Source organism: Pseudomonas sp. BCRC 81390 (genome assembly GCF_030341915.1).
Classification (GTDB): domain Bacteria; phylum Pseudomonadota; class Gammaproteobacteria; order Pseudomonadales; family Pseudomonadaceae; genus Aquipseudomonas.
Genome location: NZ_JATAAG010000083.1, coordinates 202,548 through 225,031, shown reverse-complemented (window position 1 = coordinate 225,031; position 22,484 = coordinate 202,548). Strand labels below are relative to the sequence as shown.

Genomic DNA, 22,484 nt, shown 5'->3' with positions numbered 1-22,484 from the left:
GATCAACGCCCCTTGAATGCCGGGGTGCGCTTGCCGATGAAGGCGCTCACCCCTTCGCGGTAGTCCTCGCTGCGCCCGGCCAGGCGTTGCAGGTCGCGCTCCAGTGCCAGCTGTTCATCGAAACCATTGTCGAAACTGGCGTTGAGGCCGCGCTTGATCAGGGCCAGGCCATAGGTTGGCTGGGTGGCGAGCTGGCGGGCGAGGGTGAGGGCCTCGTCACGCAGGGCAGCATCATCCACCACGCGGTGGATCAGCCCCCATTGCTGAGCCTGTTCCGCGCCGAGGCGCTCGCCCAACATGGCCAGGGCCTTGGCCCGTGCCATGCCGACCAGCCGCGGCAGCAGCCAGGTACCCCCGGAATCCGGTACCAGGCCGATTTTGCAGAAAGCCTGGATGAAACTGGCCGAACGGGCGGCCAGCACCAGGTCGCAGGCCAGCGGGATATTGGCACCGGCGCCGGCTGCCACGCCATTGACCGCGCAGATCACCGGCAACGGCAGGTCACGCAGGGTACGCACCAGCGGGTTGTAGAAACGTTCGATTGATTCGCCCAAGTCCGGCATCTCGGCGCCGGGTGCGACATTGCGCTCGGACAGGTCCTGGCCGGCACAGAAGCCGCGGCCTTCAGCCGTCAACAGCAGCACCCGTGCTTCACTGCTCTGGCGCACCTGTTTGAGCGCTTCGCGTACTTCCAGATGCATGGCGGTATTGAAGCTGTTCAATTGCTCGGGGCGGTTCAAGGAGAGGAGGGCGACGCCGTCCTCGATGGAAAACAGGATGTGCTGGAAGGTCATGACAGACTCGCTTCGTCAGTCTAGGGAAAGTTGATCAGCGGCCCTGGAAGCGGGCCTGGCGTTTTTCCTGGAAGGCGCGGATGCCTTCGTCGCGGTCGGCGGTGCCGGCCAGCAAGGTGAAGGCATGGCGCTCGAAGCGCAGGCCGCTGGCCAGATCGGTGTCAGCGGCCTTCAGCAGCGCTTCCTTGGCCAGGCGCACCGCCAACGGCGCCTTGACGGCAATGTTGCGCGCCACCTGCATGGCGCGTTCTACAGTGAGTTCGGGCAAGGTGACTTCGCTGACCAGGCCCGCTTGCAGGGCGTGGCGAGCGGTGATGGTCTCGCCAGTCAGGACCATTTGCATGGCCAGCGGCTTGCCGACCGCTCGCAGCAGGCGTTGGGTGCCGCCGGCGCCGGGGATGATGCCGAGGTTGATTTCCGGCTGGCCGAAGCGCGCATCGGTGCCAGCAATGACGATATCGGCGCACATCATCAGCTCACACCCGCCGCCCAGGGCATAGCCGTTGACCGCAGCGATCAGTGGCTTGCTGAAAGCAGCGATGCCTTGCCAGTGAGCAACGCGGGGGTCATTGAGGATGCCCACCAGGTCACGCTCGGCCATCTCGCTGATGTCGGCGCCTGCGGCGAATGCCTTGCGATCACCGGTGATGATTACCACACGGGCGAGTTCGTCGTGCTCAGCCGCCCTGAGTGCTTCGGCCAGTTCTGCCAGCAGCTCGGTGCACAGGGCGTTCAGGGCCTCGGGCCGCTGCAGGGTAATGAGCTGGATACCCTGTTCGGGCGCTTGCACGTCGATATATCGCGGCATGTCGGGTTCCTCTGGCTGCACGCACGGCACATGGTGGGCCGGCATTTCTTGGAATTGTCTGCAGGGGCGTGATGTGGGTCACGTCCAGGTGGCACCAGTATATGCATCATTTGATACATCAACGCAACATTGAAATAGGAATAATGTATCCCTTCAAAATGTAATGCAAGCACCACAGCGGCTGTGCAGAAGCGCTGTGCGTTAGGCATATCGTCGAAAAAATCACCCGATTTCGCGGGGGTTCCAGGGTGATTTTCGGTAGGAAAGGTGATACATGATCTGGGTGATTGACGGCCGGCACAATGCGATACAAGATCTGGCAGCTATACTTATCACTACAGGAGTTTTTGCCATGCCTTGCTATCGACTGGACGGCCTGACGCCCGTGGTTGATCCCACAGCCTATGTGCACCCCAGCGCCGTGCTGATTGGCGACGTCATCATCGGCCCTCGCTGCTATGTGGGCCCACTGGCATCGCTGCGGGGGGATTTCGGCCGCATCGTGCTGGAGGAGGGGGCCAACCTGCAGGACACGTGTGTGATGCATGGCTTCCCCGGCGGTGACACGGTGGTCGAACGCAACGGACACGTCGGGCACGGCGCCGTGTTGCACGGCTGCCGCATCGGTGAAGATGCCTTGATCGGCATGAACGCCGTGATCATGGACGGTGCTTGGGTGGCGCCACGCTGCATCGTTGCCGCCACCGCATTTGTCAAAGCGGGTTTCGAATGCCCAGCACAAAGCCTGGTAATGGGTTCGCCAGCCCAGGTCAAACGTTCGCTGAGCGAACAGGAGCTGGCCTGGAAGCAGCGCGGCACCGCCGAGTACCAACACCTGGCACAACGCTGCATGAACACCCTGGTTGAATGCCTGCCACTGAACGAAGCCGAGCCCGAGCGCCCACGCATGGAAGACACCGGCGTCAGGCCCAAAGGTACGGCACCGGCATGAGCCTGGCAGCATCACGCCATGGCCAGACGGTCCGCCGCACAGGTATAGTCGGTGCTTTATCCCCGCACAGTTCGCCCATGAGCAATCTCGCCCCACTGAACAACCTGATCACCCGCTTCCAGGAACAGACGCCGATCCGCGCCAGTTCCCTGATCATCACTTTGTACGGCGACGCCATCGAGCCCCACGGCGGCACCGTCTGGTTGGGCAGCCTGATCAACCTGCTGGAGCCGGTCGGCATCAACGAGCGGCTGATTCGCACGTCGATCTTCCGCCTGACCAAGGAAGGCTGGCTGAGCGCGGAGAAGGTCGGCCGGCGCAGCTATTACAGCCTGACGGGTACTGGCCGGCGGCGCTTCGAGAAAGCTTTCAAGAGGGTCTACAGCCCCAGCCAACCCGCCTGGGACGGCGCCTGGACCTTGGTATTGCTGTCGCAACTCGAGGCCGGCAAGCGCAAAGCGTTGCGTGAAGAACTGGAGTGGCAGGGGTTTGGTGCCATGGCGCCGAACCTGCTGGGCTGCCCGCGGGCAGACCGCGCCGACCTGACGGCCACCTTGCGCGAGCTGGAAGCCGCCGACGACAGCATCGTCTTCGAAACCCACACGCAGGAAGTGCTTGCCTCCAAGGCCATGCGCGCCCAGGTCCGGGAGAGCTGGCGCATCGACGAACTGGGGCAGCAGTACAACGAGTTCATCCAGTTGTTCCGGCCGCTATGGCAAGGCTTGAAAGAGCAGCCACAACTGGATGCGCAGGATTGCTTCCTGGCCCGCACGTTGCTTATCCATGAATACCGCCGGCTGTTGCTGCGCGACCCACAACTGCCGGACGAGCTGTTGCCAGGTGATTGGGAGGGAAGGGCCGCGCGACAGCTGTGCCGTAACCTGTATCGCCTGGTGTTCGCCAAGGCTGAAGAGTGGCTGAATGCTGCGTTGGAGACGGCCGACGGGCCGCTGCCGGATGCGAATGAAGGGTTTTACAAGCGTTTTGGTGGCCTGCTGTAGGACTGCCAAATTATAACTACGCTAAATGAATATTTAGTGTAGTTATAAGTGAAATGCATATCACCGAGGCAGGCGACGGGCTAGCCAAACCGTTTGCCCGCCGCATTCCGCATCCTCCACGACATGCTCCAGCACCCCGAAACCGTGGTCCTTCAATTGTGCGGTGTACTCCTCAGGAGCCAGGCTGGCGTGATAGAGCGTTTCACCCTGGAATTCACCCAGTGCTTCGCCATGTGCAGGCCCACTGGTAAACATCAGCAGCGCACCGGGTGCTGCGTGGCGCTCGAAAACCGGAAACATCCGGCGCTGGTCGTCAGGCTTGAGATGGAAAAAGCTGTTCCAAGCGAGAATGCCTGCGAACTGGCGATCAAGCGCTAGCGTGCGCATATCTTCATGAACCCATTCCTGCGTTGGGAATCGCGTTCTGCACAAGGCAAGCATCTGCGCGGACGAATCCACACCGACAACAGACATGCCGGCATCGGTCAGATGGCGTGCTACAGGTTGGCCAGAGCCGCAACCCAGGTCCAGAACGGTTGCCATTGGTGGCAGCAACGAACGGAAACGTTCGATCCATTTGCGATCAACGAAATGGTTGGAGCGCAGATCGTTCCAGATCGATGCGTGGCGATCGTAGAGAGTGATGATCTGATCGGCGGATGGATGATGTGGCATGGATTGGGGCATCCTGGGTTGTGGAGGTCGAACGTCCGTGATGGGTTCCAGAGTTCAAATGTATCTGAGTAGCGCCATGGGTGGAAAATATGAAACTGCGTATAATGGGTATTATGTTAAACTGAATGCCATTTCAGAAATGCTCATGATATGTCCATGCATAATCGAGCTTCATTCAGGCTACGGCGCCCCAGATGCACCAATCGCGTTTTGAGTGGTACGTATGGTTGGCGGAGGATTTTCAGCGCGTATTCCCGAAGTTAGAGCGGCCTACACCTCAGAAGAATGACCATCGCTGCGTGCGCTAAGTCGTCAGCATCGCCGGCGCGGTGGGCCAAGGCCTGCACGCGGCGGCTGTCCCCGCAGGATTGTTTCTTGGGCCAATGCTCGTCGCCATTGTGTTCGGCGTGTGCGGTGCGCAGATGCACTTGAATCGGCACATTTTCCGATTCGGCCAAGGCTGCGTGGGGTTTGTGGTCGCCCATTCCGTGACTTGGTCAGTTCTGATTGCGTTGGCGCAGTCATGGTACATCATGCTGTTCGCCACATTTCTGACCGTAGCCCTAAGTGCTATCGTCGGGCTCGGAACCGTTCGATACGGTGGTATTCCTGGTAGCACTGCCGCATGGGCTCAACAAAGAGAACTCTATTCTGCAACGCCCTAAATGTTAGCAATTGTGCTCCCCAGCAGGCTTGGATCGGTGTGCGGAGTTAACAGTAACGCTGTTCTACAAGACGCCTTCCAGGCCTGCAGAGCTAGTCAGCAGAACTCAGCGAAGGCCAATCTAACCCTGAATTTCTGCTTGGATTTTCCGCCAATGCGATCGCAGCTGCTTTTGAATGGTTTTTGACCCCATGATCTTGGCAGCTCGGTAACCGTAGGTGATGAAATTGCGTCGACCCAGATAGCTGTAGCCGTTGTAGATTGACTTGAGGAAGAGTTCCCGCTCTGCTTCACCCCTCCCCCTGCGCAGTATGTTGATGCGATCTCTCGACTTCTTCGCCAGCCGAATCTTGACCTTCATTTTGCGGTAATAGCGCGTCAGCGAAGCTGGACGTATGAAGGTGCGCTCGCCATCGAACATGAAACCCAAGTACTGGATGGCTTTCTTGGCGCTCAATTCGCCCTTGAAATTCCGGGTGAACTGTTGAATGTCAGTTTTCTTGTGCTGGATTTCCAAACGAAGATTTTTGATCTCAGTTTCGACAAAATGCTTCGTCTGAGCCTCTAGGCTGATCGGGCAGATGACCATGATGTCATCGCAATACCGGTAGTAAACAGATCCCGAGTCAGAAAGAAAGTCGCGCATTGCTCGATCAAAGCCAAGCATATAGAAATTCGAGATGAGCGCACTGATTGGCGAACCCTGCGGGATGCCAAACGCGTCAGAGTTTGAAGAAACGAGCTTCGCACCACGGATTAATTCACGAAACTCTGCAGCCTCGCATAGGCGACTATTCTCCACTACAGGATTGTGCACAGATATATCAAGCGCGTTGAATACGCACTCTCGTTCAACCCATGAATGCTTTGTGATCGCCTTGAACACCGCATAATGGTCGGCGGGTAGATCTGGCAGTCCTAAAATGCTTTTCCAAGCATCCTTGACCAGCTTGTGATCTAGTCGGTCGAAGAATTTCTCAATGTCAAAGCATAGGACGCTGCATTCGTTGCGCGACTTGATGTCCTCGAATGCTGCATGAGCATGATGAATATTGCTTTTTCCGCCGAGCGACCTGAAAGCAAGGACGGAGCTATCTAAGCCGTACGCTACCAACTTGCGTTCGTAGGCATCGCTCAGAACCGAAGAATAGTACGCATAAATATGGGAATCCATATGAGCAGCGTAGGAGATATGGCGTTCTTTCTTAATATTTGAAAATTCATCCGTACCATTATCATACTTTGTCTTGACAGCCAATGCTGTGTTACGAATGAAGGGGTAGAACGAGTGAGTACGAACCTTGTCGAAGTTGCTTACGTAAGCATTCGCTGCTTTCTCGCTTACGGGGCGATCGAAGTGCAGATACTGCCTTGTTTTGTACCAGCCACCGCTTGACATGACTTTATATATCCATACATAAGCCAACCGGTGAGGCTAGGATGGCGGCATTCCACAGCTACCCCACCGGCTAAACTTAAATGTTCCACACACTATCCACTCACATAGGCCCGTCAACTAATGCGGACGGTCTGCGCAAACTAGGCCGCAACTGCTAGGGATGACTTATAATGTCAGGATCACGATAATGATTATGCAAGGAGATGCTCAATGAAGAGATTCCGCACGCTCGCTCTCTGCCTGTGGCTGGCGTTAACGCCGGGCACAGTAGAGGTTGACAATCTGTGATTCACCTTGTGATCTAATTATCACAAGCGGACAGAAATCTAGCAGACCGAAACACTTAAGACAACCCCTCTTTTGCTTGATTCGTCGAAAACTTCAAATGACTGCGTGGTCGACGCATATAACTATTGACCGGAACAATGGCGCCAAAAAAAATGCCATAAGTTAAACGTTACAGCTTGGGCATTCGCATATGCAACGACATACTAGAAAGCTCGGAATTACGCTTCACCACCGCTGTTATGCCAGCATTAGCGCCCAGTTTTCTGCGCGCTTTAGCTCTGCGGCCTTGTCCATTCTCCGATAAATAGTCACACAGGTAAGCGGGCTTGTTAGACCGTTCAACAAAATTCCTATGTTTAATTTAGCAAAAACAAGCAGCCTAATCACACTCGAAAGAGAATTATTTGGACATCGTCGGCGATAACTGTACTGATGATCGGAGGACAGTTTTAGCATGACTCCCCAGGAAAATGGGGGCACCTCTGATTCGTAGCCCACGGTGCAACCTGGCCAGCGCAGGTGTGAAAACCACAAACAAAGACGGAGTAAATAGGTTATGTCAGTACCAAGAATCACCACCTGCCACGACATGGCTCGCAAAACAGACCTCTGTTTATTAAGCCATAACATGACATTAAAAACGGCCCTTCGGGCCGTTTTTTTGAGTAGTGAGCAATACTCAAGACACCCAGGATTCCACTTCGTCTGCCCCGTACTGGGCTTTCCACTCTTTCAGCAATTTGTGGTTGCCGCCTTTAGTCTCGATGATTTCGCCGTTATGCGGGTTCTTGTACTGCTTAACTTGGCGTGCACGACGTGGCGATTTTTCTGCCACAGCCGGAGCGCTACGACGACCAGCCTGAGGATCCAGCAGGTTGATGATGTCACGCAGGTTGAAGCCGTACTTGTTCAGCAAATCACGAAGCTATTCTTCAAATTCGATTTCTTTTTTCAGCTCGGTGCTGCCCTTCATCGCCTCGAGCTCAGCGAGCTGCGCGGCCAGGGTCTGCTCAAGCTTTCTGAATTCGGCCAAACGAGACATATGTAATCCTCAGGTGTTTGAAAAGTGCCTACAGGTTAGCCCAAATGTGGAACCGGGCCTAATAAATTTGATGCTGCAACGCGGAGTTAGTTCACCACAACAGCGCTAGTCGGCTTAGCAGCATAAGGAAACTATATCCATCTGACTAACTAGGCTCCTATCGCTTCATACACCTATCCGAGCGAAGCGCTGCGCATCCAAGCATGTTACCGCCGAGAAGCCTGTACCCTTTTTAAAGCTCATATTGTGAACAAAGTTTTTCATCGCATCTGAAGGGTCGATGGCTTCCAGGTTAAGACCTTCGACAGTGGCGCGGGAGAATGCAACGCTCAGGATGGGCTGATCTTCCATATGCCCGGTAGAGCTGTTCAGCACGTTATCCATCGCCGTAACGATGACCAGGTCGTCCGGCAAGATGGCCAGCAGCTCGCGGCCTACCCGCAGTGCGCAACTGCACACGTAATCCTGATGGAGTTCGTTGAAGCGGCCTGCAGGCATCGCCTTGGTCGACAGTTTTCCGCTTTTGAGCAGCGACTTGACCTCCGTCGGAATGACGTGCGAGCCGTGAATAGCCAACTTTGCTTCTAGCACGTCTCCCTCATGGACGATCATCTGAATGGAGGAGCCGAGGTGCGAAATTTCCTCGAATGACTCGAACGCCTCGATAGCGTCGAGCTTTGCCTGGCGATCGCCATCAAGAATCCGCAGGGCAATGTCCCGCTCCTCCGACCAATCAGAGTGCTGAGTCTTCCACTCTTCAAACTGCGCCTGAAACAGCCGTTCATCTTGAGTTGCGGCAGTGCCGATTTTCGCGATGAGCGCCGCACGCTGACGGCTTTCCAATTTGAATAGCTTTGCCCAAAAGCTTGGACGGTAAGTCGCCGAGGCCTGCGTTGCAGCCTGTTCAAGGGCCCCGCTTTTCGCGGGCGGCTTAGGCTCAGGCTTGGATAGAATTTTCTTCCATTTCACTGGCTCAGCGCATTCCTTATGCATCGAAAGCAGGATATCAATGTGGTTCTCATACACCTCGACTTCATAGGCCGCCTGTTCGAGGGCCTCCATTTTCGCAAATTCTTTCTGGCGCTTCTCCAGCTCACGTTGGCGGCGATGCGCATTGCGCTCTGCTCGCCTTGCAGACGCTTGCAGAGATCGAAGTGTCCCTTTCCAACCCATCACAATGTTCCTTACTGGTTGCGTAATGGCACATTAACATAGCCACTATCACGGCTTGAACTGGCTGCATCATAGGCATAGCTACCAGTCGAACCAAGTGCGCCAATCGAGTCGACACCAGCCTTGACGAGGCGTGAGATCAAATGAACATATGATGCTTCATCGACTTGATCCTCGTTCATTGGGGTTAATGGAAAAGCACACAAGCCAGTAAACATACCAATTACCTCTCATTGACCCCAAATCACACCGCGGTTTCAAGAGTTAACCTCTATGCCGCACTGGATTGGCAAATTTCTACTCGGCAATGCTACAGCTACCAGATTCGGCCTATCTTCGAAGTTTCTCTGAGCGCCGCTTCAAAATGGGCAGCACAAGGCTCGCATGACCCAGCGCAGCCATTCCTACGCCCACCAACAACGGCGCACGCAGGCCGACCCTTGGGCACGGCAGCGCCAACCTCCCTCACCACAAGGCTGAGGCGCCTTAGGAAATGTGCTGCACCAAGAAGTCACCAAGACAGCTAGGGATCCTGCGCGTCTTGATACCACCTGATTCAACTGGCTGCCCATTCCCCGTCAGCGTCAAGGTCGTTATATTGACCGTATCGGTCAATAAAATCTATAGTTACAGACCTAACCGCCCCACGCGAGGCCATCATGCAAGCTGATCTGCATCACATGTTGCTAGTTTTCTTGGTCTACATCATTGGTGCTGCGAGCCCAGGGCCAAGCAACATGCGGATAATGGGGGTCGCTATGCAGGATGGGCGCAAATCAGCGCTGTGCCTTGCTGCCGGCGTGGTAAGCGGATCACTGTTCTGGGGGAGCCTGGCAGCCACTGGGATATCAGCAGTGCTGGCAAAATATGCCCAGGCCCTAGTGATCATGAAGATTTTGGGCGGGGCTTATCTGTTGTACCTGGGGTTCAAAGCAGCTCGATCCGCGTTGAAGACCAATGACCAGCTTGCTAATGGGGCTAGCGTCCCACGGAGAGCGTCTGGACTTATGCTTTATCAACGAGGCCTACTGATGCACTTGACCAACCCCAAAGCTCTCCTGGGTTGGATCGCAACCATGAGCCTAGGCCTGGGTGCAGAGGCCTCACAATCAACCGTAGCTATCATCCTTACAGGGTGCGCATTTCTAAGTGTCACGATTTTCTGTGGTTATGCGATTGTTTTTTCGACGGTACCAATGATTCGTGCCTACCAGCGTGCCCGTCGCCTCATTGAAGGCTCTCTGGCTATGGTGTTTGGCGCTGCAGGGCTAAAGTTGCTGTTTACTCGTTTCTGAGGTCTTTCCATATCTAAATTGCCTTGGCTTCCTGCGCCACAATTTAGCTCTTCGCCCTCAGCAAAGGGTGTGCTCAGCCAAAGCCAGCAACAACGACCAAGCCTGTACCCTTGCGGCTACAAAAGCCATTAATGCAGCCGTTGTAAAAAGCTTACACCTGTTACATCGGGGGCTCGCCATCACGACGGCCACCGATGCTCCGAATAGAGACCCGGGTGCTGTCCTAGATTTCAAGCTCGCTCAGTATGTGAACCAGTCTCTGCCGTGTAACGGCAGTACAACGCTGCATCGGCTCGCGCAGCTCGCCATTCAGCATGCCTTGAACCTCTAGAGCAGCCTTTACAACAGCCGGATTGGGCTCAACAAAGGCCATCTGCATCCAGGGCAGAAGGCGATAGAAAGTCTCTCGACCTCCAAACAAATCGCCCTCCTCCAATTGCTCCTGCATTTTCACGTAAAGATCAGCCCTGACATGCGCCGAGGCGGAGATAGCGCCCGACCCGCCCAGACATAGGCTGTTGAACAGCTGCGAATCCTCGCCTGCTAGCACTTGAGCATGGCCATCCTGGATCAACGCCATGGTGGTTTCACTATCACCACCGCAATCCTTGACCGCTCTGATACGTGGATGCTGGACGATCCTTCTAAGCGTTTCCCGTTCGATCCGAGCTCCAGTCCTATAAGGGATGTCGTAAACAATGACCGGAACGGAAGCTGCATCCGCAATCGCGGTAAAAAAGGATTCAATACCTATTTGCGAGGGTCTGATGTAATACGGTGCCGGTACCAGTAGGCCTGCGATCTCACGCTTCTGAATTTCCAACTGGAATGCCAGCATCTCGCGCATGTTGTTGCCCGAAAGCCCCATCACGACCTGCGATGGCCGCACCCAAGTGAGCACAGCATCAAGCACCGATAACTGCTCAGCTTTTGAAAGTGCAGCTGCCTCTCCCGTGGTGCCGCAGACCACAAACCCGGCAATGCCATCAGCGATGAGCTTCTTTACCAGACGCTCTAAAGCATCAAAATCAATCTCAGATGACTGGAATGGTGTAACCAGGGCAATCCAGATTCCACGAAAACTCGACATGCAAAACTCCTATTACTGACAGAAAGTGACCGTCAGAGGGGTAAGAGTCGAAAGAGGTCTGGTAGGGATACCTAGCGCCATCTGTCTCGTCAGCCCACCTGACGAGACAGCGCGCCTCGGTCAGATGAGCGGCTGTTTCTTGGATTTCTTAGCAACGGCAACGCACAGACGTGCGAAGGCCTTTAGGCCAAAAGCAATTCCTGCTTGATTGAATTGAGTCATTGTAAACGCTCGTTGCGTAAGTCTTGGAAAATAATCGCCGCTCACGAACGCAAGCGTCAACTGGCATTCTGCTCGTTTTTCACGTGGGGCTTTCTACTTATTACTCTGAATATCAACGATTTGAGCTGATTGGCCGAACGTAGCTCACTGATCAACATCCCAAAGACGATGAGAGCCCCTCCGAGCAAGTTAACGCTGGTTAACCTATCCCCTGCAAGGAAATAGCCGAATACACCACCAAACACCGGTTCAGCTAAAAGAATCAATGCAACCTTCTGGGCTGGAATCACTGTTTGTGCTTTGGTTTGGACTACGTACGCAAGGGCCGTGCTCAGTAATGCAAGCAGCACCACAACCATCTGACTCTCCACATCAGCAGGTACTGAGAACTCACCCGCTCCCAAGCTCCAAGCCAAGGAAAGCACGCCAACCGTGAACACCTGGATCACCGCAAAAGCCAGTGGCGAGCCCGAAAAGCGTCCTTTAGCGAGAACCACAATGTGAGCCGCAAAGAAGACAGCACACAACAGGATCAGCAGATCACCCACGTGAAACTCAAACCCTCTGGCGCTCAATAGGCCCAAGCCCGCCAAGGCAATGACAGCTCCTGTCAGCTGGATGCTACTGGTCTTTTCACCACTCACGAAATACAGGATCAAAGGAGTGAAAACCACTGCAAGCCCGGTTATGAATCCAGCATTCGAGGGCGACGTGAGCTGGATGCCTGTCGTTTGAAATGCAAACGCAACGAACAGCACAACGCCCGCCGCCACGCCGACTGACCAATCCTTTCGTCCTATTCTGAGCAACGAGTTCAAAGCGAACGGCAACAAACTGGCCCCTCCAAGCAAAAATAACCAGCTATTGAGGCACGAGGCCGCCATGCCTTGGAGATTATGCTTTGCGACAAAGCTCCAGCCCCAAATAGCTGTGACAAGCACTAGAGCGAACGCCCAAAATTTAGACCTGTTCATTGCGAATTCCATATGCAGAAAGAGTTCATGCTTCTCAGCTTACAAGCTGGTAGGGCCAGGATAAGGTCATACGGATGCCCCAACCGAGCTATGCTTTGGCTTTGCAGTGCCTATCGCTGCCTTCGCCTTTGTGACTATGTTTCTGGCCTTAGACCCAAACACGGCGCACGCCCTGCTCTGCATGCCAATCTGGTTTGCCATTCTGGCTATAGCCTACCGTCGAAAACGTCAGGCACCGCAGCTGGCTAACGAGGCCTCCGCCTCCTAACAAAAAAGAGCTACCAGGTCATGCTCCGGTAGCCCCTTTACTTTCAGTGTTTTGCTAGATGAGCTTGCTCAGCAAAAATGTTGGACTGTATTTTCAACGCTAGGCATGGCTGCAATTAGCTTCCAAACCGTGTGAACCCGCGGAGTGGGCCGCTTTAATCCTCACCATCAAATCGATCTCACCGCTCATGACTTCACGTCGGGAATACCCTTCACCCCCGTCACCACATCACCTCCATGTATCCGGTCATGCCGATACAAGAAGATGATGGGGCTTATGGGTGCTGGAGGCTTAAGTCCATCCCCCACCCTAACTGTGTATCCGTGAATTACTCCATCGCGCTACATGTGTTCAATACACTGACGGACTGCGTTGCGCAAAAGGTTGCCTTGATACCTAGCTGTGCATGGGCAATTTTGGCGTTGGCGATGAGCTCAACCAGGATCCGCTCACCCTGTGGGTCGCGCAGACGTTTTTTCATGCAGTATCCCTATATGCCTCGAATAAAGCTGGAAAGGCCATCGATATCTCCTTTGCTCAGCACAAGATGATCCACAGACAGACTGGCCGTCTCAGTCACTTCACCTTTCCACATGTCCAGCTCAGCCAAAAGTTGCGAAGACTTGCTGGGAGCAAGCTGCGCCAGGGTGACCATTGGGCTCGCAATGCTCCGACGATGCAGCCTTGCTGCGAGGGCGCCCGTTGCAGTCTGCGGATCGACAGCTGTTCCCGCCTCTTTGTACAAGGTGACCATCTCCGCTTTGACTTGCTCATCAGCAACGGCATACGAGTCAAACAACATCCGTGCCTGCAGCCACTGCTTGTTCCCAATACTCAGCTTACCGGAGTCTTCGAAAGCAGCCATCAGGCGCTGCACGGTACTGCCGTCATGATCATAGAGCTCCCAGATAAAGCGCTCGAGGTTTGAAAAGAGTGAAAAGTCCATAGAGGGGGACAGCGAATGGCTGACCTCTCGGGTAGAGTAGCTGTTTTGATTGATGAAGCGATGCAGAGAGTCATTGGTGTTGGTTGACACAATGACCTGATTGATTGCCAGCCCCATTTTTTGAGCAATGAAGCAAGCATAGATCTCGGCGAAGCTCGCACCCGGTATGCTGAAACCAACCGGGCGCACGCCTCCACCAAGCTGCAAAGCACTGTGGAAAAAGAAGACGATCTGAGCTAAGACCCCCACCCAATTCGTAGAGTTGAAACTGATTGGAAGGACATCTTTCACCGGCCAGGCTCTGAGCACTTTGGAAACCAGTGTCTGGCAATCATCGAAGCTACCGCTAACCTCGATTAACTGAACATGATCTGAGCTGGATCCCATCAAACCAGCCAACCGATCGGCAGGCACACCGTCCTGGGGATAGAGGGCCAACACCTTTACATTGGGCACATCTTTGAAGGCTTCGACAGCTGCAAGCCCCGTATCACCATTGGTCGCCCCAATAACGAATGCTTGGCTGGGCGGGGTCAGAAAATATGTAACAAGCCGAGATTGGAGTTGGGCTGCGAAATCCTTGGAAGCCTGCGTGGGCCCATGGTGCAGCTGCAGAACCCATTCATTTGGGCCAATCTGCTGTAGAGGAGCTACCGCTCGGTGGTCAAAGCATTGGTAGCAGTTCTTCAGTATGGTCCTCAAGTCAGAGCTTTCAATTTCACTGCCAACAAATGGGGAAATTACACGAAACGCGAGCTCATCAAAGGGAAGCCATGACCAGCTGGCAATGGCTTCACTATCAAAGTGTGGGAGGCTCTCCGGCACGTAGAGCCCTCCATCAGATGCCATGCCTGAGAGAACAACGCTACGAAAATTGGCAGGCTCAGCAGAACCACGAGTGCTTACGTAGTCCATATTTACTCCAAATAATAATCAAGCGACCATTCCGTGCTGCAAGAGAAATTGTCAAGCAGCCCTAAAACCACCTTATGCACGAAGCATTCGCAACTGAATAGAACACATCGCATTATTTCATGGTAAAAACACCAAATAAGAGCATTTTGATCGCAAACCATGCAAATCGAAAAAGCATGCTCGTTCTGGAATGCAAAAAAGGCCGCCCAATGGCGGCCTTTCGTCATTAATCTAGCTCATGCTGCCGACGAAAACTTCATAAGCAACAAGCCACCTATAATCATAATGGCAGCTAGGATCCTGAGCGAGCCTGCCGGTTCGCCAAGAAATGCAATACCTACAGCGAAAGCGCCAACAGCGCCTATCCCTGTCCAGATAGTATAGGCCGTACCTAATGGCAAACTCTTCATCGAATAGGAAAGCAAAACAAAGCTTGCAACAACTGTAATGATAGTTACAACTGAAGCTCCGACCTTTGTGAAGCCTTCTGATTGTTTCATCGAAAAGGCCCACACAACCTCGAGAATTCCTGCAATTATCAAACTAACCCAAGCCATCGACGGCTCCATTAAGAAGCCGGGTCGTCCCGGCAAGATTAACCCAATTTCAAGGGGTCGTCCCCTGGGCACCAGAACTCTGAAGCTAACTCAAGCTTCGATGAGCTCACTAGTAATTACAGCGCCCGGCATCATTTTCGACAAGCCGGTGACAAGATCATCTGCTGCTGCGTTCAGTGCCTCGATTGGCATTTCAGGCAAGCTTTCGAGAATGAACCACATCTGTTTGGCCTCGGAATCCAGACGGGTTCGGATGCCTTGACGCCAGTTCCAACGACGGCAAGTCACGCCCCGATCATCACGCCAGATAACCTCACCAGGCTCCGGCGGCTCATTAGCAGGCTCACCACTTTTCATAGTGTCAAATTCTTCAGAGCCATCAGCAATGGTCAAACGTGGCATCCCGACATAGGCAGCAAAATTCTCGCCACCCACTGGAATTGCATATTGAATGCTGATTGCGTTGTAAAGGTCGACTACTGGATCAATCGTTGGAAGCTTTCCATCTTTCTTGACCCGCTTCAGGAGCGCCTCGGCAGAGCATGGGGTACGCTGCGGCTTTACACCAAACTTCCGGAAAGCATCCCCCCAAGCAGCCAAGTGAGCATCAGCCCAATTTGAAGTGCCTGCCTCGACGACCTGGTACGCACGCTCCATCGCTTCGGCGGCTACATCAGGATTGACTATTGGAGCCGCCTCTACAACCACACTGATCGCTCGGAAGCCAGGAGCCAGCTCGACAACCCTATGGTCAATTGACGGACGTACAGAAAGCATCAGAGAATCTCCTAAACTGACCAATTTAGAGCATTTTACTGACCGATGACCAAGAAAGTCAATATATCGACCGACCCAGAAATCCACGTCCAACAGGTCAGCGAGGCAGTTGCCAAGCGGCTTAGGGAGGTACGCAAGCAGCAGAAGCTCTCTCTTGATGAGCTTGCACGTCGCTCGGGCGTCAGCAAGGGAATGGTAGTGGAGATTGAAAACTGCAAAGCGAACCCTAGTATCGGGATCCTGTGCAAGATCTCGGCAGCCCTTGGATTGTCCGTCGCTGATGTCGTGAATGTGGCAAGCACACCCACGGCTCGCCTAATTGAGGCGCAGGAGATCCCGACGCTCTGGAATGGGCCTGAAGGTGGCACAGCCCGCTTACTCGCAGGCACCAGTGGGCCTAACATGATTGAGCTGTGGAAGTGGGAAATCAAACCTGGTGAAGTTTTCGAGTCCAGCGGCCATCCCACGGGCACCTTCGAGCTGTTTCATGTTGAACAAGGCACGTTGACCCTGGAGATCAGCGAAACAACGCTTATCATTGAGCAGGGTTGCTCAGCAATTGCGAAAACAGATGTCCCACACCGCTACATCAACAATGGAAAAAAGGCCGTCATTTTCGCCATGACCGTAGCCGAGCTTCATCAGTAATTTTTTCTTAAGAAAAAAGCCTCCCGGGTAGGGAGGCAAAGAGGGTTACCTACGAAGATCAGTGATTCGGGAGATTGGATGAGGTCTCCCGAATGAATTTCAGTTACTGAAGGTCTCGTCCAGGGCCGCCGAAATGTCCTTGATCAGGTCGTCAGCATCTTCGAGACCAATCGAAAGACGCAGGTGACCATACTCAAGGAACTCTTTTGGATAGTGCTCGGAGCCACCGCGGGCTTCAGGGCCCACATGAACGATGAGCGATTCATCATGACCGATGGAAACGGCTGAAGTAATAACCCTCAGCTTCGCCACGAAGCGGTTCTGCTTGTCAGAGTTGCCTTTCACAGCAAACGCCATCACACCGCCAAACCCTTTGCCTTCGAACTGACGACGGGCCAGCTCGTGCTGAGGATGGGACGGCAGACCCGGGTAGTAAACGTAGGCAATGCGGTCATCGGAATCCAGGAACGCAGCCACCTTCTCAGCCGTCGCGAGATGCTGACGGATGCGCAGGGGCAAGGTTACTGAACCACGCATGATCAGCCAGGCATTGAATGGGGAGATGACAGCCCCCAGATCAACCAAAGCATCATGCTTGATCTTGCCGATCAATTCTTTGCTGCCAATCACAACACCCCCCATGGCGTCACCATGACCATTGATGTACTTGGTCAGGGAGTGAACAACCAGATCAGCCCCTTTGTTCAAGGCGTGGAAGAACGGCGGCGGAGTGAAGGTTGCGTCGACCGATAGCAGAGCACCATGGGCTTTGGCAATTTCCGCCAAGCCTTCGATATCAGCGACCTTGGTGGTCGGATTCCCGATGGACTCGGTGTGGATCAGCTTGGTGTTAGGCTTCATCGCCTTATTCACCGCGTCCAAATCACCCATGTTGACGAAGGTCGCTTGAATGCCATAGCGCTCAGGAAGCAGCTCTGCAAACAGACGCCACACCGCTTCGTAGGTCACGTCGCCGACAACAATGTGATCTCCACTTTTCAGAAATGTGAAGAACACCGAGTGCAGGGCAGCAACACCGGTCGCAAACGCAGCTGCAGCCTCACCGCCCTCGATAGCTGCGAGTTTCTTCTCCAGGCACACCTGGTTGTGGCCTGCGTTACGGGTGTAAACCAAGCCATCAGGGCTCGACCAGTCCATGTCTTCTGGGTCATCAGGAAGACGATAAGAGTTTGCCATGACCAGCGGGGTGCGCACGGCGCCGGTGGTGACATCCATGACGTTACCACCATGAACTGCCTGGCTGCTAACGCCCAACGTGGCCAGGTTTTCTTTATCAGGACGCATCTTAATACCCTCTTGCTTATTGAGCTTCTTTTAGTGTGGACTTAACAGCCAACTCATCGTTTGGTTCAGCAGCAGTGGTTGAAACCAACTCCTGGTTTTCATCAAACCTCAATTTACCGTTTGCGATCCCGTAAACTCGACCTCGAACCACATACCAGCCAATCACAAGAACCGCTGCATAGAAGGGAATAGACGCTGCGGAGTACGTACCCACTGGATAGTCGCAAGCAATCAGAATGAAGACCAGAACGAAAAATGCCAGCGTTGCGTAACCACTATAAGGCGCGAACATCATCCTGAATTTAGGTCGTTCAATAAGGCCTTGTTGGGAAAGCTTGAAGAGCTTGAGCTGACAAAGAATAATCACCCCCCAGGCACCAAGCATCAAAATAGCCGTCAACGACATGGCAATTTCAAAAGCCTGGCCGGGCAGAAATGCGTTCATTGCAACGCCAACCAAGGAAGCAATTGTCGTGAACGTAATCCCTGCAAACGGCACCCCATTGCTGTTCATTTTCACAAGAAATGGCGGCGCAGATCCTGTTACAGCAAGGGAGCGAAGAATACGTCCGGTGGTGTAAATCCCAGCATTGAGGGATGAAATGGCAGCAGTGAACAACACCATGTTCATGATTGCATCAGCACCGCGCACCCCTATGGCACCGAAGAAGGTCACCAGTGGGCTCACTCCTGGGATATAAGAGGAGCTCGGCATAAGCAATGAAAGCAGCAATATAGTGCCAACATAGAAAACAACAATACGGAAGACAACTGCACGAATGGCTTTAGGCATGACCTTTTCAACATCTTTGGCCTCCCCTGCTGCTGTGCCAACAAGTTCAATACTACCGTATGCAAACACCACACCTTGTATCAAAATTACAGCCGGCATCACGCCATAAGGGAACCACCCCCCATGATCTGAAATCAACTGGAATCCAGGAACATGACCGTCAATGGGTGTACCAAAGACAACCATGTAAACCCCCACGCAGAGGAATGTAACCAAGGCTGCTACTTTAAAAAAGGCAAACCAGAATTCCAGCTCGCCGAAAATTTTTACAGATACCAGGTTAATACCAGTAATAATCGCTAGCACACCCAGTGCAGAGGCCCATTGTGGGACGTCTCCGAGGAATGGAACATACGCTTTGAAGAAATTCAGGTAAAGGGCCGTCGCAGTGAGCTCAGCAATCGCCACTGTTACCCAGTTTGTCCAATACATCCAACCGGCTGCATAAGCCAGTTTTTCACCATAGAACTCTCGGGCATAAGACACAAATGACCCGGTGGACGGTCTGTGGAGAACCAACTCACCGAGAGCGCGAATGATGAACCATGCGAACACACCGCACACAGCAAATGCGAAAACAAGCGATGGGCCTGCCTCAGAAAGCCGAGCACCCGCACCTAGGAATAAACCACTGCCAACAGCACCACCAATGGCAATCATCTGTATTTGGCGAGCACGTAAGGTCTTTTTGTAACCTACATCCTCTGCACCCACATATTTAGCCCTACCGGTACTCTCAGTAGCCGAGCCAGCAGACACAACTTCTTTAAAGCTCATACGCCAACACCTTGTTATTGTATTACGGCAAGACGAAGCTAATGCACGCCTTACATAAGCAGCATACTCACATATAAATTTCTTCAGCCTTCCACTCAACGAAGGCTAGAATGCGCCTCATTCACAGAAGCGAAAAGCCTTGAGAGATCCAACAATATTCCTAAGGCTGCCCAAAAAAGACTTGAACTTCAATTTCCACATCTACACCCAAAACCAGCTCCGAGACTACCGTAGAACGTGCAGGTAGGTGGGAGCCAAAAAACTCCTTATAGACTTCATTTAAACCATCAAAATGATTCAAGTCCGAAAGCCAAACAGTTGCCTTTACTACTTGCTCAAAACTGGCCCCGCAAGCAGCGAGGCTTTCACCAATTCGCTGGCATACGGCTCTGGTTTGAACTCGGATGTCACCTCTAATTACTTCACCAGTCGGACTGACAGGAATTTGACCTGAAAGGAACAGAAAATCACCCGCCCTAACAGCCCTGGAAAGAGGCAGAGGTGCCTGACTAGGGTATCGCTGAATAAGACTGCTCATTTTCACCCCCTGATCCTGAATGAAGGGGAGCTGACGCCCCCCTCTTCCCTACCTATCGAATATCAGAGCCTTAGAGAACCTCTGGCCTTATTCGCTAGGGCCGTTGAGACAAATGACCTTAGGCTGGGTCATGTCTTCGTAGGCGAAACGCACCCCTTCACGTCCCATGCTGCCGTATTTGAAGCCACCGAATGGCATCGCATCGAAACGATAATCAGACGAGTCGTTAATCATCACACCACCCGCCTCAAGCAGCTTCGCGGCCTTCATGGCGGTGTTCAGATTGCTGGTGAAGATGCCAGCATGCAGGCTGTACTCTGGCTGGTTGGCAAGCGCCAGAGCATCTTCAAGTGTGTCGATCTCCTGCAAGATGACGATCGGACTGAACACCTCTTCCTGCCAAACCTTGCACTCAAAGCTCACGTCTTCCAGGACAGTTGGGTAGAACAGGGTACCCTCCCGCTTGTTACCGAGCAGAACCTTGGCACCCTTGCTGACGGCCTCCTGCACAGATTCTTCTGCACGTTTGGCCGCTGCCTCAGAGATCATTGGGCCGACGTCAGTCGCCTCGTTTGCCTGGTTACCCACTACCAACGCGCGCGACTGCTCTACGAATTTCTCCTTAAAAGACTGATAGATTTTGCTATCAATCAGAATTCGTTGAGTACCAATACAGTTTTGCCCTGCAGCCCAGTAAGCACCGGACACACAGGACTCCACAGTAGACTCAAGGTCACAATCGCCCATTACGATCACTGGCGCATTACCGCCTAGATCCATGGCCATTTTTTTCAAACCGGCAGTCTTAGTGATCTGCTCGCCTGTAGCGAAGCCACCAGTGAACGAAATCATTCGCACTGCACGGTGAGCAACCAGCGCCTTACCCAGGTCAGCATCACCGGTAGCCACCGAAACAACTTCAGTAGGCAAACCAGCCTTGTTCAGGTAACTAACCAGCTTGACGGCGGACAGCGGAGCGAGCTCGGAAGGCTTCAGCACTACCGAGTTGCCGCCGGCGATGGCCGGGCCCAGCTTATGAGCAACCAAGTTCAGTGGGTCGTTATAAGGAGTAATAGCCAGGATCACGCCCAGTGGCTCGCGAGTAAACCACCCTTGGCGAGATTCGGAGCCAACATAGGAGTCAAATGGAATCACCTCTCCCGCGTTACGCTTGGCCTCTTCAGCCGAAAGCTTGAGCGTGTTTACACAGCGGAGGACTTCTTTGCGCGCTTGGCGAATTGTTTTACCAGACTCCGCTGAAATGAGTTTCGCGAAATCATCCTTATCCTTCTCCACCAGTGCAGCTGCGTGCTCCAGTATACGAGAACGCTCGGCGCGAGAAAGGCTGCGAGCGGTCACAGCACCGTGCTTGGCAGCATCGATCACCAGGTGAGCAGAGGTCGCTGGCACCTTAGCCACTTCACCAACCACAGAACCATCAAACGGGTTGAATACTGTGATCTCTTCGTAATCTGTAGACAGGGCAATACTCAAGCTATTCATATTCAGATCGCCTGTTTGATTTTGTTCTTGTGGATGCTGATGATGTCGGACAGCAGTGCGTAGGCGGTTTCAATACGGCCAGCACCAGCACCTACAACAGTGACCGGGCCCAGGAGGTTGGTTTCGAAGCTGACAGCATTCGTGGCGCCACTTACCCCGGCCAATGCATCAGTGTTCGGGAGAAGTTGCGGGCTGACCGAAGCAGTCACGGTACCAGCTGGGGTGCGCTGCGCACTGCCAATCAGCTTCCAGCGGGAGTCGTTTTGAGCAGCCTTCTGAATGTCTTGGGCAGTGATGTTCGAGATGCCTTCACAGCACACATCGTTCGGAGTCAGCTTCGCACCCAGCAGTTCATTTGCCAGGATCACTACCTTCAGACGTACATCATGACCTTCAACGTCTGCAGTTGGATCTGCTTCGGCATAGCCCAGCTCCTGAGCCTCCGACAATGCGTCACCGAAGTCGAGACCGGCTTGCATGCTGCTGAGAATGAAATTGGAAGTGCCGTTCAGAATGCCCTTGAAGCCAGTAATTTCCGAACCGGCCAATGTTTCCTGTGCCAGACGGATCACTGGAGTACCGCTCATCACGGCACCTTCAAACTCAAAGGCTGCACCATTCGTCGCAGCCAGCTTCTTCAGCGCAGCCGAGTGGAGAGCCACTGGGCCTTTGTTTGTAGTCACAACGCTAATGCCCTTTTCCAGAGCCCAGCGACAGAATGTGGTTGCTGGCTCACCATCAACCGGATTAGTGAAGGTGGCCTCAGCAACAATATCTGCACCAGAAAAACGAATGACCGTCTCGTTGGCCGGCTCAGCGCTACCATTTTCCAGGGCCGCAAAGGCGCCTTTGGCTGCAGGCACAGCTACCAGCTTTTTGGGATCCAGGCCGTCCTTGCCAATTACAGAGCCCAAGAAGATGTCGCTGACGCCAACGATTTTCAACGTGAAGCCCAGCTCTTCAGCCCACAGCTCATTCTTTTCAGCAACCAGTTGAGCCAGAGCACGGTTTACACCGCCGAAACCCAGCAAAGCAATTTTATATTCAGTCACAGCAACGGCCTCATTTTGTTGTTCACCA

At 53.6% G+C, this 22,484-nt stretch carries 21 protein-coding genes and 2 pseudogenes; 5 read left to right on the top strand and 18 right to left on the bottom strand.

Translation table 11 applies throughout. The features are described from left to right. Positions 1-2: 2 nt before the first annotated feature. Complete coding sequence (paaG, locus tag QSV36_RS24180) at positions 3-794, bottom strand: 2-(1,2-epoxy-1,2-dihydrophenyl)acetyl-CoA isomerase PaaG (protein WP_289135332.1); 792 nt, start codon at positions 792-794, stop codon at positions 3-5. Positions 795-828: 34 nt separating this feature from the next. Further along, positions 829-1,602 (bottom strand): 2,3-dehydroadipyl-CoA hydratase PaaF, encoded by a 774-nt coding sequence (gene paaF / locus QSV36_RS24175; protein WP_289135330.1) that lies wholly within the window; start codon positions 1,600-1,602, stop codon positions 829-831. 352 nt (positions 1,603-1,954) lie between these two features. Here paaF and paaY point away from each other — a divergent pair, with 352 nt between their 5' ends. Beyond that, positions 1,955-2,554 (top strand): phenylacetic acid degradation protein PaaY, encoded by a 600-nt coding sequence (paaY, locus tag QSV36_RS24170; RefSeq protein WP_289135328.1) that lies wholly within the window; start codon positions 1,955-1,957, stop codon positions 2,552-2,554. A 77-nt stretch (positions 2,555-2,631) separates the two neighbouring features. After that, positions 2,632-3,555 (top strand): phenylacetic acid degradation operon negative regulatory protein PaaX, encoded by a 924-nt coding sequence (gene paaX, locus QSV36_RS24165; protein WP_289135327.1) that lies wholly within the window; start codon positions 2,632-2,634, stop codon positions 3,553-3,555. Positions 3,556-3,615: 60 nt separating this feature from the next. Here paaX and QSV36_RS24160 read toward each other — a convergent pair whose 3' ends face one another. After that, positions 3,616-4,230, bottom strand: coding sequence for a class I SAM-dependent DNA methyltransferase (locus QSV36_RS24160; protein ID WP_289135326.1), 615 nt, complete (start codon positions 4,228-4,230; stop codon positions 3,616-3,618). 383 nt (positions 4,231-4,613) lie between these two features. Here QSV36_RS24160 and QSV36_RS24155 point away from each other — a divergent pair, with 383 nt between their 5' ends. After that, positions 4,614-4,895, top strand: coding sequence for an AbrB family transcriptional regulator (locus QSV36_RS24155; RefSeq protein ID WP_289135324.1), 282 nt, complete (start codon positions 4,614-4,616; stop codon positions 4,893-4,895). 120 nt (positions 4,896-5,015) lie between these two features. Here QSV36_RS24155 and drt2 read toward each other — a convergent pair whose 3' ends face one another. The 4 genes and pseudogenes from drt2 to QSV36_RS24135 all read right to left on the bottom strand — a co-directional run bounded on the left by drt2 (position 5,016) and on the right by QSV36_RS24135 (position 9,014). Beyond that, positions 5,016-6,293: an antiviral reverse transcriptase Drt2 gene (drt2, locus tag QSV36_RS24150; RefSeq protein WP_289135321.1), complete on the bottom strand. Its 1,278-nt coding sequence runs from the start codon at positions 6,291-6,293 to the stop codon at positions 5,016-5,018. A 967-nt stretch (positions 6,294-7,260) separates the two neighbouring features. Then, positions 7,261-7,623: pseudogene (locus QSV36_RS24145) on the bottom strand (histone-like nucleoid-structuring protein, MvaT/MvaU family). 165 nt (positions 7,624-7,788) lie between these two features. Continuing rightward, positions 7,789-8,796, bottom strand: a complete 1,008-nt coding sequence (locus tag QSV36_RS24140; RefSeq protein ID WP_289135318.1) for a hypothetical protein — start codon at positions 8,794-8,796, stop codon at positions 7,789-7,791. Positions 8,797-8,807: 11 nt separating this feature from the next. Then, entirely contained in the window at positions 8,808-9,014 is a 207-nt protein-coding gene (locus QSV36_RS24135; protein ID WP_289135316.1) for a dihydrodipicolinate synthase family protein, read from the bottom strand. A gap of 441 nt (positions 9,015-9,455) precedes the next feature. Here QSV36_RS24135 and QSV36_RS24130 point away from each other — a divergent pair, with 441 nt between their 5' ends. Further along, the gene (locus tag QSV36_RS24130; protein ID WP_289135313.1) at positions 9,456-10,091 is read left to right on the top strand and encodes a LysE family translocator; all 636 of its coding nucleotides are present in this window, start codon (positions 9,456-9,458) and stop codon (positions 10,089-10,091) included. Between the two features lie 223 nt (positions 10,092-10,314). Here the strand turns inward: QSV36_RS24130 and dapA are convergent, their stop codons facing one another. The 6 genes and pseudogenes from dapA to QSV36_RS24100 all read right to left on the bottom strand — a co-directional run bounded on the left by dapA (position 10,315) and on the right by QSV36_RS24100 (position 15,840). Next, positions 10,315-11,181, bottom strand: coding sequence for a 4-hydroxy-tetrahydrodipicolinate synthase (gene dapA / locus QSV36_RS24125; RefSeq protein ID WP_289135311.1), 867 nt, complete (start codon positions 11,179-11,181; stop codon positions 10,315-10,317). A gap of 278 nt (positions 11,182-11,459) precedes the next feature. Continuing rightward, on the bottom strand, positions 11,460-12,377 hold the full coding sequence (locus QSV36_RS24120; RefSeq protein WP_289135308.1) for a DMT family transporter: 918 nt from the start codon (positions 12,375-12,377) through the stop codon (positions 11,460-11,462). Positions 12,378-12,713: 336 nt separating this feature from the next. Continuing rightward, positions 12,714-13,126: pseudogene (locus QSV36_RS24115) on the bottom strand (Lrp/AsnC family transcriptional regulator). A 9-nt stretch (positions 13,127-13,135) separates the two neighbouring features. Then, entirely contained in the window at positions 13,136-14,506 is a 1,371-nt protein-coding gene (locus QSV36_RS24110; RefSeq protein ID WP_289135306.1) for a pyridoxal-phosphate dependent enzyme, read from the bottom strand. Positions 14,507-14,742: 236 nt separating this feature from the next. Beyond that, positions 14,743-15,063 carry a DMT family transporter gene (locus QSV36_RS24105; RefSeq protein WP_262109749.1) on the bottom strand — a complete coding sequence of 107 codons (321 nt, stop codon included), beginning with the start codon at positions 15,061-15,063 and terminating at the stop codon, positions 14,743-14,745. A gap of 90 nt (positions 15,064-15,153) precedes the next feature. After that, positions 15,154-15,840, bottom strand: a complete 687-nt coding sequence (locus QSV36_RS24100; protein ID WP_289135299.1) for a B3/B4 domain-containing protein — start codon at positions 15,838-15,840, stop codon at positions 15,154-15,156. 45 nt (positions 15,841-15,885) lie between these two features. On the opposite strand from QSV36_RS24100, the gene QSV36_RS24095 reads away from it, so the two are divergent. Next, a complete protein-coding gene (locus QSV36_RS24095; RefSeq protein WP_289135296.1) occupies positions 15,886-16,488 on the top strand; it encodes a helix-turn-helix domain-containing protein in 603 nt (200 codons plus the stop codon). Between the two features lie 99 nt (positions 16,489-16,587). Here the strand turns inward: QSV36_RS24095 and QSV36_RS24090 are convergent, their stop codons facing one another. The 5 genes from QSV36_RS24090 to QSV36_RS24070 all read right to left on the bottom strand — a co-directional run bounded on the left by QSV36_RS24090 (position 16,588) and on the right by QSV36_RS24070 (position 22,456). After that, positions 16,588-17,793, bottom strand: a complete 1,206-nt coding sequence (locus QSV36_RS24090) for a trans-sulfuration enzyme family protein (protein ID WP_289135293.1) — start codon at positions 17,791-17,793, stop codon at positions 16,588-16,590. A gap of 16 nt (positions 17,794-17,809) precedes the next feature. Then, on the bottom strand, positions 17,810-19,363 hold the full coding sequence (locus QSV36_RS24085) for an amino acid permease (RefSeq protein ID WP_262109742.1): 1,554 nt from the start codon (positions 19,361-19,363) through the stop codon (positions 17,810-17,812). 160 nt (positions 19,364-19,523) lie between these two features. Continuing rightward, positions 19,524-19,901 (bottom strand): RidA family protein, encoded by a 378-nt coding sequence (locus QSV36_RS24080; RefSeq protein ID WP_262109740.1) that lies wholly within the window; start codon positions 19,899-19,901, stop codon positions 19,524-19,526. Positions 19,902-19,988: 87 nt separating this feature from the next. Next, on the bottom strand, positions 19,989-21,404 hold the full coding sequence (locus QSV36_RS24075; RefSeq protein ID WP_262109739.1) for an aldehyde dehydrogenase family protein: 1,416 nt from the start codon (positions 21,402-21,404) through the stop codon (positions 19,989-19,991). 2 nt (positions 21,405-21,406) lie between these two features. Next, the gene (locus tag QSV36_RS24070; RefSeq protein ID WP_289135284.1) at positions 21,407-22,456 is read right to left on the bottom strand and encodes a homoserine dehydrogenase; all 1,050 of its coding nucleotides are present in this window, start codon (positions 22,454-22,456) and stop codon (positions 21,407-21,409) included. Positions 22,457-22,484 lie beyond the last annotated feature (28 nt).